8 protein-coding genes are annotated in these 13684 nt (G+C 39.8%); 7 read left to right on the top strand and 1 reads right to left on the bottom strand.

All coding sequences use genetic code 11. From position 1 onward, the window contains the following. Window positions 1-121 precede the first annotated feature (121 nt). A complete protein-coding gene (locus tag SKC35_RS04290; protein WP_377978205.1) occupies window positions 122-1357 on the top strand; it encodes an ABC transporter permease in 1236 nt (411 codons plus the stop codon). Window positions 1358-1445: 88 nt separating this feature from the next. On the opposite strand, the gene mdh is transcribed toward SKC35_RS04290, so the two are convergent. After that, window positions 1446-2381, bottom strand: a complete 936-nt coding sequence (gene mdh, locus SKC35_RS04285; protein ID WP_223130771.1) for a malate dehydrogenase — start codon at window positions 2379-2381, stop codon at window positions 1446-1448. 97 nt (window positions 2382-2478) lie between these two features. On the opposite strand from mdh, the gene SKC35_RS04280 reads away from it, so the two are divergent. The 6 genes from SKC35_RS04280 to sov all read left to right on the top strand — a co-directional run bounded on the left by SKC35_RS04280 (window position 2479) and on the right by sov (window position 13633). Further along, window positions 2479-2898 carry a YkvA family protein gene (locus tag SKC35_RS04280; protein ID WP_377978204.1) on the top strand — a complete coding sequence of 140 codons (420 nt, stop codon included), beginning with the start codon at window positions 2479-2481 and terminating at the stop codon, window positions 2896-2898. A gap of 61 nt (window positions 2899-2959) precedes the next feature. Continuing rightward, window positions 2960-3163, top strand: a complete 204-nt coding sequence (locus SKC35_RS04275) for a Sec-independent protein translocase subunit TatA/TatB (protein ID WP_315857617.1) — start codon at window positions 2960-2962, stop codon at window positions 3161-3163. Window positions 3164-3241: 78 nt separating this feature from the next. Further along, window positions 3242-4657, top strand: a complete 1416-nt coding sequence (gene gatA, locus SKC35_RS04270) for an Asp-tRNA(Asn)/Glu-tRNA(Gln) amidotransferase subunit GatA (RefSeq protein ID WP_377978203.1) — start codon at window positions 3242-3244, stop codon at window positions 4655-4657. Further along, complete coding sequence (locus SKC35_RS04265; RefSeq protein ID WP_377978202.1) at window positions 4647-5945, top strand: lytic transglycosylase domain-containing protein; 1299 nt, start codon at window positions 4647-4649, stop codon at window positions 5943-5945. Before gatA ends, SKC35_RS04265 begins: the two co-directional genes overlap by 11 nt. Window positions 5946-5947: 2 nt before the next feature. Further along, window positions 5948-6535 (top strand): Holliday junction branch migration protein RuvA, encoded by a 588-nt coding sequence (ruvA, locus tag SKC35_RS04260; RefSeq protein WP_377978201.1) that lies wholly within the window; start codon window positions 5948-5950, stop codon window positions 6533-6535. Window positions 6536-6616: 81 nt separating this feature from the next. After that, on the top strand, window positions 6617-13633 hold the full coding sequence (gene sov, locus SKC35_RS04255; RefSeq protein WP_377978200.1) for a T9SS outer membrane translocon Sov/SprA: 7017 nt from the start codon (window positions 6617-6619) through the stop codon (window positions 13631-13633). Window positions 13634-13684: the final 51 nt, after the last annotated feature.

Raw genomic sequence — 13684 nt, 5'->3', positions numbered from 1 at the left:
GTGAAATTACAAAATCCAATCTTACCTTCATATTGCCATTCAAAGTTTATACGCTCTGTTCATAAAAAGGAAGCGTATTTCTAGGGATTAATTTTCTAAATTTGAATTCTAGCAAAATCCTATGAAGTTTTTAATCCAAGTTTACGAGAGTTTGATCTTTGCCTATCAGGCATTGCGTTCGAATTTAATGCGCACCACTTTGTCGCTTTTAGGCGTTAGTGTGGGGATTTTTGCCATTGTTGCCGTTTTCACGGCAGTCGATTCCTTGAATAAGAATATTCGTTCTGAAATTGATTCATTTGCCGGTTCTGGGGTATTGTACGTAGGTAAATGGCCTTGGATTATGCAGAATAACTATCCTTGGTGGAAATATTTGAATCGTCCGGAGATGAAATACACGGAGTTTCAATTCTTGAAAGATAATTTGAAGTCAGCAAAAGCCATTGCGATTATTGATAATGGACGTTCTGCTTCAGCTACCAAGGGAAGCTCAAGTATGGATGTGAATATGACTGGTGCAAGTTATGATTACAACCAAATCACGAGTGTACCTGTTCAGTTCGGGCGTTATTTTTTGCCGATTGAATCAGAAAATGCGTTGAATGTGGTTATTATTGGGGCCAAAGTCTCAGAAAATCTGCAAGCCACCGTTGGTGATCAAATCAAGTTAAATGGAATTAAATTCCAGATTATAGGGATTATCGAGAAGAAGGGGAATGATTTGTTGAGTTTTGGCGGAACTCCTGATGAGAAAGTATTTATCCCTTACTCGACTTTTTCTGCTGTATTCCAAAAAGACAAACCAGCTCCAGACATTGCCATCAAGGCAATGGATGATGATTTAGGTCAAGAGAATTTAGAAGGGGAGGTTACCGGTTTAATGCGTTCCTTACGTTCAATTAAGCCTAAACAAGAGAGTAATTTTGCTGTAAATCGCTTAGATGGCTTGAATCAATTTTTTGATGGAATCTTTGCAGCATTAAATGTAGCTGGAGCCTTAATCGCAGGATTCTCTTTACTCGTGGGTGGTTTCGGTATTGCTAATATTATGTTCGTTTCAGTTAAGGAACGCACCAATATTATTGGTATTCAAAAGTCTTTAGGAGCTAAAAATTATTTCATCCTATTCCAATTCCTTTTTGAGGCTGTGTTCTTGAGTTTGATTGGAGGATTAGTAGGAATTGGACTGGTCGTCTTACTCACTTTGATTCCGCAAGATGCTTTGCCACTGGTGCTTTCAATGAAGAATATTGTGACGGGATTATTTATCTCTAGCTTTATCGGAATTCTATCGGGAATTATCCCGGCTTGGGTAGCCGCTAAGATGGATCCTGTGATCGCGATTCGATCTAAATAACTGTCCACTGCCGACTGCCCACTGTCTTATATGCGAACAAAAAAGCCTCTCCTAAACTAATAGGAGAGGCTTTTAAATTACTGGGTAATTATAGTGACAAGGTATCCAATACCGAGTTCATATTACGAACTGCATCAGCTGATTTATTGAAAGCAGCTTGCTCGTCAGCAGTTAATTTATAATCAACGATTTTCTCCCAACCATTCTTGCCTAAAACGACAGGAACGCCTAAACAGATATCTTTTTGGCCATATTCTCCATCAAGAGATACGCAACATGCCATGATTTTCTTCTCATCACGAACGATTGCTTCAACTAAAGCCGCTCCAGCAGCACCTGGTGCATACCAAGCAGACGTTCCTAATAAACCTGTTAGCGTAGCTCCACCTACCATCGTATCAGCCACCACTTTATCTAAAGTCGTGTCATCTAGAAATTGAGAAACTGGAACACCGTTGTAAGTCGCTAAACGCTTCAATGGAATCATCGTTGTATCTCCGTGGCCACCGATAACAGTACCTGAGATATCATTGATAGATACATCCATTGCTTTCGCTAAATAGCATTTAAAACGTGCTGAGTCTAAAGTACCACCCATACCAATGATGCGGTGCTTGTCTAATCCAGCGACAGATTTAGCTAAATACGTCATCGTATCCATCGGGTTAGAGATGATCACGATAATCGGGTTTTTCGAATATTTTAAGATGTTTTCTACCACACTTTTCACGATTCCAGCATTCACCCCGATCAACTCTTCACGAGTCATACCTGGCTTACGAGGAAGTCCTGAAGTAATTACCACTACATCTGAGTTAGCTGTCTTTGTGTAATCATTCGTAGAACCGATTAAAGTTGTATCAAAACCTAACAAGCTAGCTGTTTGATACATATCTAATGTTTTACCTTCAGCGATACCTTCTTTGATATCTAATAAAACTAATTCATCTGCCAATTCTTTTCTGGCAATGTTGTCAGCACAAGTTGCTCCTACAGCACCTGCTCCTACTACTGTGATTTTCATTGTTATAATTTTTGGTAAGAATGATTCAAAAAACGATACAAAAATACGACAAATCCTTAAATGATTTCATTATATTTAAGCATTAATCGAAATTATTATGTCACAATCAGGGACTTGGGTGAAGCGAATTGTGGACTCCCGTTTTTTTAAGGAAGCAATGGAAAAGAGTGAAGAGCTTTTTTCTCAGAACAAAGTAGGATTACTCAGTTTATTGCGAAGAGCTTTAAAAAAAGTACAGGAAACTGCCTCTTCTAGTAATTTGACAGTAGTGAAATTATTGAATCGCTATATTATCCTCTTTAGCGAATTAATTAAAGCTTATGTGCAAGGATCTTATACTAAGTTACCTTTAATAACGTTAGTTAAAATTACGGCTGCTTTACTTTACTTTGTGATGCCTTTTGACTTTATTCCTGACTTTCTACCCTTGGTAGGTTTTGCGGATGATTTAGCGATCGTAGTTTGGGTAGGAAAAGCGATCAAAGAGGAGTTAGATGAGTTTGAAAAACATCTTTAAATACACGAATAATTAACCTTTTTTAAATATATTTACGAAAATTTAGACAAAACACGATATGATGAATGCAAGCATATTATTATTTTTAAATAGCCTTGGTGGTGGCGAAATGCTATTGATTGGCTTATTGATTTTGTTATTTTTTGGAGGGAAGAAACTTCCAGAATTAATGAAAGGCCTTGGAAAAGGTATTCGCGAGTTTCAAAATGCGAAGAATGATGTAAAAGATCAAATCAACAAAGAGTTAGACGATACGAAAGAATAAGTCTATTCCTTTACCCTATATCTGCATAGTTGAAGAAATTCAACTATGCTTTTGTGTTTATACAGATTCCCTTTTTTAATGAGTAATTCCAATCAACCCTATGCGATAATCAGGGAGAAATTGTTAGCGGGTGAGCTATCGGTTTCTGCTATTGTCGCTGGCCATTTACAACAAATTCGTACACATAATACGTCGTTGAATGCTTTTTTGGAGGTGTATGAGGAGGAAGCGACGACTCAGGCGGCTTTAATTGATGCTAAATTAAAGGCTGGTTCTGCCGGTAAGTTAGCAGGATTAGTCGTGGGGATTAAAGACTTACTTTGTTACGAAGGGCATCATTCGTATGCGGGTAGTAAAATATTGAATTCCTTTAAATCTACTTTTTCAGCCACAGCCGTTCAGCGTTTATTAGATGAAGATGCGATTATCATTGGTCGTCAAAACTGTGACGAGTTTGGGATGGGGAGTACGAATGAAAACTCTGCCTTTGGGCCAGTTATGAATTTCGCTAATCCGGCTTATGTGGCTGGAGGAAGTTCTGGCGGTTCGGCAGTTGCCGTTCAGGCAGGAATGTGCCAAGTTTCCTTAGGAACTGATACAGGTGGATCTATACGAATGCCTGCCGCTTTTTGTGGCGTAATCGGTTTGAAACCCACGTATGGATTAGTTTCTCGTTGGGGATTAATTGCTTATGCGTCTTCTTTTGATTCGATAGGGCCGATTGCAAACTATGTTTCGGATGCAAGATTAGTATTAGATATCATTAAAGGGGAGGATGGCCAAGATAGTACGTTGAGTTCCAAAGTTCCAGCAGCTACACCAGGTACTAAGCGCATCGCTTACATTAAAGAAGTCGCGGAGCATCCTAGTCTTCAGCCAGAGATTAAAGCTGCGTTTGAAGTGCAAGTCGAGAAATTAAAGGTTCTTGGGTACACGGTTGAAGGAGTGGATTTCCCTTACATTGATCAATTGTTACCTACCTATTACGTTTTAACTACGGCTGAGTCGAGTTCGAATTTATCCCGTTTTGATGGGGTTAAGTTTGGTCATCGGACGGCTAATCCGGTTGATTTGATGCAGCTGTACAAGCGTACGCGTCAAGAAGGTTTTGGTGCTGAGGTACAACGCCGTATTATGTTAGGAACCTTTGTATTAAGTGCGGATTATTATGATGCGTACTATACTAAAGCGCAGAAAGTACGTCGATTAATTCAGGATAAAACGCTTTCGATTTTATTGGATTATGATTTTATCATCTCTCCTACGACTTCGTCTACTGCCTATCGTTTAGGGGAGAAGACATTGGATCCTATTCAAATGTATCTAGGTGATTTGTTCACTGTACAAGCGAATGTGGTAGGAATTCCGGGATTATCGATCCCAATGGGATCCGATTCTGCTGGTTTACCCATGGGTTTCCAATTAATGACTAGTCCTTTCCAAGAGGCTAAAATGTTAGATTTAGGTGAATTACTAAGCAAAGATGTGGTATAGAGTTATACTTTTTTTCTGTTTGATTATTTCTTCTATCTCCTTTGGTCAAGTCACAGGGGCGTATCAACCTGCCTATGATTTAGTTCAAATTGATTCATTGGCCAAAGTAGAGCAAGGTGGCCCACCTGTTTTCAGCATTGATCCTGGTTTAATTCAAGAAAGATTGAAAAAGCTGGAGAATGAAATCCCGCTTAATTACAACATCATTACGCACCAATTTGTCGAGATTTTCGCCTTTAGAAAAGCGAGTTTCACACAAAGAATGCTAGAAAGAAAGGATATCTATTTCCCTCTTTATGAGAAGTATTTGAAGAAATATGGCCTGCCAGATGAATTAAAATATTTGTCTTTAATTGAATCTGGTTTAGAAAATAAGGCTATTTCGAATAAAGGAGCTGGTGGATTATGGCAATTTATGCCCTATACGGCACGAGGCGATTTTGGAATGCGGGTAGATCAGTATATCGATGAGCGTTTCGATGCAGAGAGAGCGACTGATGCGGCTTGCCAGTATTTGAAAAGACTTCACAAGACTTTTGGTGATTGGCATTTGGCGCTCGCGGCCTATAATACGGGTCCTTCTAATGTGAAAAGAGCGATGCGTCGCTGCGGGGGAGCGAATGATTTTTGGGGTATTTATGCCTGTTTACCTGCTCAGACTAGGGCTTATGTGCCGCAGTTCATTGCGATTACATATATGATGAATTTCCATTGGGATCATTCGATACAGCCGGAAAACTGGGTGATTGATATTCCGAAGGATAGTATTTTAGTGAGTGGGTATTTGAATTTAAATACGCTTACTCGGTTGACAGGTTTCTCTTTAGATACCTTAAAGCGATTGAATCCGCATATCATATCACATTTTTTACCGAAGAACTCGAATAAAGTTAAAGTACATATTCCTACGAGCCGTTTTGCTTACTTTAAGCAGAATAGATCTCTTATTTTGGATTCTTCACGGGTAGATCTAACAGCTCCTGATTCAGCGGAGATTGATACGAATGAAATAGAAGAACCTAACCCGATAGCTCAGCGACATACGTATCGAGTAAAAAGTGGGGAAACCTTATCACGCGTAGCTCGCAAATTAGGTTTGAGTGTATCCGAATTGAAGCGTATAAATCGCATCAAGGGTTCTAAATTAAAGAAAGGGCAAACGCTAGTTTACTTCAAATTAGCTAAAGTATCAAAGAAATATAGCAATCGAAGCACCTTTAAGAAACGTAAAAAGACTTCTCGTAAAAAGAAAAAGACTACATCTAAAAAACGCCGTAAACGGAGGTAATTATGATAGCTTATTTAAAAGGTAAATTAGCCCACAAAGATCGTGTGCACGTAATCATTGATGTGAATGGGGTAGGCTATGAGGTGAAAATCTCCTTGCAGACTTATGCGTCATTAGCAGATGGAGAAGAGAGTTGTAAGCTTTTTACTCATTTGCAAGTAAAAGAAGATTCGCACACCTTGGTGGGTTTTCATTCCATGGATGAAAAGCTGTTGTTCCTGGATTTAATTTCTGTTTCAGGGATTGGTTTAAGTACAGCTTTAGTGATGTTATCGTCCTTTTCTTCCAATGAAATTCGTTCAGCGATTATGAATGAAAATATTGCCTTGATTCAGTCCATCAAAGGAATTGGATCTAAATCAGCTCAGCGGGTTATCTTAGAATTGAAAGATAAATGCAAGAAAGATACGCTATTTGTCGAAGCAGGATTGGCTTCACACGATGCGAATTATGGCCACAAACAGGAAGCTTTAGCTGCTTTAGTTACTTTGGGTATTCCTCGCACGGCAGCAGAAAAGAGTCTGGACACTATTTTGAAGTCTAATCCGGATGCAACCGTTGAAAATTTAATCAAGTTAGCCTTGCGATAATTGTATTCGACCGATAAACATAGCTATTCCGTCTGGTTTCCCTTCATTCTTGGGCTTGGAATAGTGTTGTCTTTTTCGAGTTTGGCACAAGTAGATTCGGTAGCTAAATCGGGTAAAAAACCAAGATTAAGTCTCAAGAAACCGAACCGAACTACAGGGAAGTCTCCTTTTTCAATTTATTCTTCGAAGTCCCAGCTCCATTATTCGTATGAGACAGATCCTAAATTAATCATTCAGAAGGATGCGACGGGTGCTGCGGAAATCAGTGATTTTAATACATTTAATCAAAAGCAAAATCAGGAAGTCAATCGGAGTTTTTGGAGATCCTATTCCAAAAGTTTAGATGGTTCGAGTAATCTTAAATCACGCGGACTTTTCCCTAAAATCGAATTGCCGCCGGCGATAGATCGAATTTTTGGAGGTACCGAAGTTTCCTTTAAGCCCAATGGTTCTCTTTTGCTTGATGTCGGTTACATGGGGCAATTTGTCGATAATCCGGCAATTCCCGTCCAATTACGCTATGTTGGAAATCTCTTTTTTAATGAACAGGCTCAGATTAATTTCCAAGGAAAGATAGGGGATAAGTTAAACATGAATGTCAATTTTGACACAAAGGCGAGTTTTAATTTTCAGAATCAACTTAAGTTAAATTGGAAGACGCAGGAGGAGGATATTCTCCAAAACATTGAAGTGGGAAATACCTCCTGGACTTTGAATTCGCAGTTAATTCCAGGTATTCAGAATTTGTTTGGGGTGAAAACCTTATTGCGTTTTGGAGCCTTGGATATGACAGTCGTGGCAGCGCAGCAACGTTCAAAGCAAGATTGCATTACACTGAAAGGAGGATCGCAAGGGAAGAATTTTGAAGTGCGAGTGGATCAGTACGATGAGAATAGGCATTTTTTCTTATCATCTTATTTCCGAAACAATTACGAAAGGGCCTTGAAAAACCTTCCCGTTATTTCTAGTGGTATTACAGTGACGCGTGTTGAAGTGTACGTTACGAATCGAACACAGAGTACGGAAACGCTCCGAAATTTAATTTCACTATATGATCTTGGTGAAGCGAGTCCTTACAATAACGCGAATCCGGTTTTTCAGCCGATCAATCCCACGAGCCCTGTGGATAATAAGGCGAATGGGATGTATGCAAAGCTTTTGGCAGATCCTAATCTGCGTAAATCGAATGAGGCTACGGATCGCTTAGAGACGACTTATAATTTGAAACGTGGAACCGATTTTGATGTGCTGAAAGGCGCTAAACGTTTGACGGATCGTGAATTCAAGTTCAATCCACAACTCGGCTATATCTCTTTAGTGGCTCCTCTGCGTAACGATGAGGTGTTAGCTGTTTCTTACGAATACACTTTGAATGGCCGAAAATACAAGGTAGGGGAGTTAACAGAGGATTATCAGGCACGTCAAGATGATGAGGTGTTGATTCTTAAAATGTTGAAATCGAGTACGATACGGAATAATTTGAATTCGAGTAGTACTGGTAAACCACATCCAATGTGGGACTTGATGATGAAGAATATCTATTCCTTGAATACGTCAGCCTTAACAAAACAGAATTTTCAGTTACGTATTGTGTACAAGGATGACGCGACAGGGATTGATAATAGTAACCTAATTGAGGGGACGAATTTTAAAGATATTCCACTCGTTAAGGTCTTAGGCCTAGATAAATTGAATTTTGCAGGCGATCCTCAGCCAGATGGGAATTTTGATTACATCGAGGATATTACGGTAGACTCCAAAGCGGGAAAGATTATTTTCCCTGTTCTGGAACCCTTTGGGACCAATTTACGAGCCAAGTTTACATCTGCTGAATCCAATTTAGTGGATAAATACGTGTACGATAAATTGTACACCGGAACGCAAACGGATGCAGCCCAAATATCTACGAAGAATAAGTTTTTTATCAAAGGTACCTTTCAGTCTGGCTCCGGTGGAGATATCTCTTTGCCTTTTGGTGTGGAAGCTAAATCAGTGACCGTAACGGCAGGAGGACAATCCTTATCTGCTGGAACAGATTATATCGTGGAGCCACAATCAGGGCGTGTTAAAATAATTAATGAAGGGGTATTTTCTTCTGGTAGGGAGATTAAAGTATGTTATGAGAAGCCTGATCTTTTCTCTAATCAAATACGCACACTTTTAGGTACCCGATTGGACTATAACTTGGGTAAGAATATCCATTTAGGTGCCACCATCCAAAATATGTCCGAAAGTCCGCCTGCCTTTTTCCGTCGTGTCGCGATGGGCAATGAGCCGGTGAACAATACGTTGTTAGGCTTCGATGCTACCATACTTCAGAATTCACAAGGTATTACACGTTTCTTGGACAAATTACCTTTGATTTCTACCAAGGAAACTTCAGTGATTGATTTCCAAGGAGAGTTCGCGAAACTGATTCCGAATGTAAACGATCGAGTGCAAGGAAATGCCTTTATTGATGATTTCGAAGCTGCTCGGGTTATTTATAACTTAAGTTCTCAGGCAAACCTGTGGAAGTCTGCAGCAACTCCTAAGTCCTATGTGTTAACAGGAAATAAACTAGCGGCCGGTTTTAACCGCGCTAAAATTGCCGCCTATACGGTCGATGCGAGTATTTATGGTCAAGGAGGTTTTGCCTTAGATGTTCCGGGTTTAGATCCGGCTAAAGTCAATACTTATGCCTATGAACGAGTAGTTACTCCGAAAGGATTATTCCCCAATAAAGACTTCGCCAATAACATTACCAATTTGCCTATTGGAGTCTTAGATGTAGCCTATTTCCCTTCAGAGCGCGGTTTGTACAACTTTAATCCGAATTTATCTCCGTATGGTTTGTTACCAACTCCTGCCTCTAATTTTGGAGCGATAACGCGTGCCATCAGCTCCGATACGGATTTTGATAATGCGAATGTGGAGCAGATTGAATTTTGGTTAATGGATCCGTTTATTGGCGGGGAAGCCGGTAAAATTCGAGATGGGGTATTCAATAAAAACAATGAAACGGGGGGTAAATTAGTTTTCCATCTAGGAGATGTGTCTGAGGATTTTATTCCAGATGGCTATTCTAATTTTGAGAATGGTATTCCAGCAGGGGAGAAAATCACCTCAGGGACAGGAAAGAATGTGGAGACGACCGATTGGGGTTTAGCGCCTTCTCGTCAGTTTGTGATTAATGCTTTTGATAATTCCGCAGGAAGGGAAAAGCAAGATATCGGTTTAGATGGTTTGCCTAACAAGTCAGATGATGCTACAGCTGTGACGGAGACGACACATTTCAAAGCGTATCTGGATCAAATTAAGGGGAGAGTGTTGGATGCTTCAGCCTTGGCCAAAATCCAAAATGACCCAGCCGCCGATGACTTCGATTACTATTTGAATCAAAAATTCAATGGAATGGAATCGTTGATTCAACGGTATAAAAATTACCTAGGGATGGAAAATAATAGCCCAACAACGGCTAATCCATCTAATACGAATTTCACAGAGGCCAATAGTATGCTTCCGGACCGGGAGGATTTGAATAATGACAATACGGTCAATGAAAATGAGGCTTATTTTGAATACGAGGTGGATTTGAAACCTAGTAGCTTACAAATTGGGAGTGGATTTGTGGTGGATAAAATCACAGAGGGTGGCGTAAATTGGTATTTGTTCCGCATTCCGATTAAAGATAAACGCAATTATAAAACACCTGCGGGCGAGATTAACTCGTTTAAATCGATTCGTTTTATGCGGATGGTTTTGAAGGAGTTCCAAGAACCTGTCGTGTTGCGTTTTGCTCAATTACAACTTTCTGGATATAGTTACCGTAAGTTTGTGGGGGAATTAGATAAGCGAAGTGGTCAGGATTTGCCGGAACCTTACGATGCAAAATTCCGTGTCTCGAGTGTGAATATTGAGGAGAATGGTCCTGCTAATAAAGGGGAGAGCGCTATTCCTTATGTGGTTCCACCTGGATTTGTTCGTGATCAGGATATAACGACGATTAACAACGCACGTCTGAATGAGCAGTCAATGAGTCTTTGTGTCGATAATTTAAGACCAAATGATGCAAGGGCAGTGTTTAAAAATACTTTGTTTGATTTTATTAATTACAAGCGTTTGAAGATGTTCGTTTCGATGCAAAGCCCAGATGCGATTAATGGGCAGGTGAGTGCATTCTTAAGAATAGGTACAGATTTGACGGATAATTATTATGAAATTGAGAATACGGGTTTAACGCAGACGCAGAAAGGGCAAAGTTTAGATACCGAAATTTGGCCGATGGAGAATGAGTTTGACATCGAGTTTGATTTAGTGAAGCAAGTGAAGACGGAACGGGATAAGCAGGGTAAGAGTCTCAACGAGCGATTTACGATGATTGTGACGAGTTCTACGGGTAAGACGTATAAGATTACGGTGATGGGCCGCCCAGATCAAAGTGCCACTATGGTGACGATGATTGGCGTTCGAAATACGAGTAACACGAATAAATCCTTCTGTATTTGGGTGAATGAATTGCGGGCGTCTGGATTCGATCAGACGTCTGGTGAGGCAGCCATTGGTAAATTTGGGATCAAGTTAGCTGACTTGGGTACGATTCAAATGAATGGTAGTTTTAAGAATTATGGTTTTGGAGGAGTTCAGGCCAAAATCTCAGAACGCAGTCGCGAGAATAATCTGGAGTATGGTATTACAGCGAATTTGAATTTAGACAAACTCTTGCCTAAAAAATGGGGCTTCAAAATCCCGTTTTTTATCACCTACGACCGCCGCAATATTTCGCCGGAATTTGATCCATTTGACCCAGATATCTTTTTGCGAAACTCGATTCAGAAATTTAGTTCAGAGGTAAAAAAACAATCCTATCTCACCTTAGTGGAGGATAATACGGAACGCAAAGGCTTTAATTTCTCTAATGTGAAGAAGAGTAGAAATGCCCAAGCTAAGAATAGCTATCCATGGGACTTCTCTAATTTCACCTTTAGTTATGCGTACGCTGAAATGTTGCGAACGAGTCCATTAATAGCGGAATACAGTCAATTAAGCCATAAAGGGAGTGTTCTCTATGCGTATACAAGTTCATCACGTTTCTTAGAACCGTTTAAGAAAGCTAATCTCGATCTTATTAAGGATTTCAATCTGAATCTGGTTCCCTCTTCCTTGATGGTTCGCTTAGATATGGATCGCAGTTTCATTAAGACCCAAATGCGGAATGCGGAATTCACTACGCTTGGTGTGGCCCCTCAATTTGAGAAATATTGGTTCTTTAATCGACAATATGCGTTGAATTGGAATTTAACGAAGAGTATGGTGCTGAATTATAATGCGCAGGTGAATTCGATCATAGATGAACCGATTGGTGACTTAGATACGCAAGAAAAGCGGGATTCAGTGATGATTAGTTTACGGGCTTTAGGTAGGGCCAAAAGCTTTGATCAACAAGCCGGTATGGTTTGGCGATTGCCTCTACAGAAATCGGTTTTGACCGATTGGATGAACGCGGACTATACTCATAGAATTGGCTATAATTATTACGCGAACTCCTTTGATATTAGGGATTCATTAGGCTTGCCATTTGGAAATATTATCAAGAATACGAGAGAGCAGGCTATTAATGGAAAGATTGACTTTGTTGCTTTGTATAATCGAGTAAAGGCCCTGCGTTGGGCAAATAGTCCTCGTTCGTTTGGAAAAAATATAGCGCGTAATCCGGGTGATGAAGAAGATATTGTGATTCCTGCAAAAGGTGCTCTTAAATCTATTACCCGTTTATTGTTAACGCTTCGGGGTATTCAAGTGAATTATGCCATCAATGAATCGACTACACTTCCTGGTTTTATGCCCAATCCAGGTATATTAGGTATGAATGCACTTAATCAGGCTCCTGGTTTTGATTTTATCGCAGGGGGACAGGATGATGGAATTCGATTTAAGGCAGCGGAAAATGGCTGGTTAACTCGAAGTACGGTTCAGAATACCCCATTCACTCAATTGCGTACGCAGAAATTGACGTATTCGACTCAGTTAGAGCCTACGAAAGATTTACGCATTCAGGTAGACGGAAATTATAATAAAGGTGATAATTACCAGGAGTTTTACCGTCCAGAGGTCGCGAATGGTCCTTTCAAATCTCAAAGTCCGATTCGTTCAGGGAACTATTCGATGTCATTCCTGTCCTTTATGACAGCATTTTCTAATCCTGAAACGGTTTTTGAAGAGTTTAGATCCAATCGCTCTGTCTTATTATCTCGTCTGAATCGTACGAAATCAACCGAGATAGGAACCTACAATCAGAACTCCCAAGATGTATTAATTCCTGCTTTCTTTGCGGCTTATTCAGGTGTTTCCGCTAATACGGTCAAGTATTCACCTTTCTACGATATCCCTTTGCCTAACTGGAAAGTGGACTATAATGGTTTGAATTTATTGCCTGGTATTAAGAATAAGTTTGCCTCGTTTACGATTTCCCATATGTATTCAAGTACGTATAATGTAGGGAACTTTGTTTCGTCTTTAGAGTATGGACAATTTGCAACGGACTACATGAATTTAACATTGAATAGTTTGTTGTATCCACTTTCATCCCGCTTTGACCCGGTAACGAATACATTGATTCCGGTGTATGTCATGAGTACGATTTCCTTTGTGGAACGTTTTTCTCCGTTGATCGGTGTGAACGCAGTGACGAAGAGTAAAATCTCTTTGCGTTTGGAGTATAACCAAGATCGTAATGTGGGTTTAAATTTAGCAAACTCCCAAGTAGCAGAATTAGCCAATAAGGATTTTACGGTGGCGGTAGGATTTACTAAATCCAATATGTTGATTCCGTTCAAAATTAACGGCCGTGCCGTTCGATTACCTAATGACTTACGTTTCAATATGAATCTAACGATTCGAGATACCCGGACTTTGCAGCGAAAATTAGATGCAGAGACGATCGTGACACAAGGTTTTGTAAATTTCCAATTCCGTCCACAACTGAGTTATAATGTGAATAACAAATTAACGGTGACAGCTTATTTCGATAAGATGATGAATAATCCGTTGGTTTCTAATTCCTTCTATCGGTCTACTGTGGCAGGAGGTTTTCAAATACGGTATAGTTTAAGTGAATAATCTAAAATCGTTTGCAAAAAATCGAGATTTTAGTGACCTTTGTAAGCAAAT

Source organism: Aquirufa originis (assembly GCF_042714495.1).
GTDB classification, from domain to species: domain Bacteria; phylum Bacteroidota; class Bacteroidia; order Cytophagales; family Spirosomataceae; genus Aquirufa; species Aquirufa originis.
The sequence above is the reverse complement of the archived record's forward strand: the minus strand, read 5'-3'. Positions and strand labels throughout refer to the sequence as shown.

What these genes read in the sequence shown, in the direction of transcription:
- SKC35_RS04290 (WP_377978205.1), top strand. Translation starts at nt 122, where the DNA reads ATGAAGTTTTTAATCCAAGTTTACGAGAGTTTGATCTTTGCCTATCAG.
- SKC35_RS04265 (WP_377978202.1), top strand. Translation starts at nt 4,647, where the DNA reads ATGTGGTATAGAGTTATACTTTTTTTCTGTTTGATTATTTCTTCTATC.
- SKC35_RS04275 (WP_315857617.1), top strand. Translation starts at nt 2,960, where the DNA reads ATGAATGCAAGCATATTATTATTTTTAAATAGCCTTGGTGGTGGCGAA.
- SKC35_RS04280 (WP_377978204.1), top strand. Translation starts at nt 2,479, where the DNA reads ATGTCACAATCAGGGACTTGGGTGAAGCGAATTGTGGACTCCCGTTTT.
- gatA (WP_377978203.1), top strand. Translation starts at nt 3,242, where the DNA reads ATGAGTAATTCCAATCAACCCTATGCGATAATCAGGGAGAAATTGTTA.
- ruvA (WP_377978201.1), top strand. Translation starts at nt 5,948, where the DNA reads ATGATAGCTTATTTAAAAGGTAAATTAGCCCACAAAGATCGTGTGCAC.
- mdh (WP_223130771.1), bottom strand. Translation starts at nt 2,381, where the DNA reads ATGAAAATCACAGTAGTAGGAGCAGGTGCTGTAGGAGCAACTTGTGCT.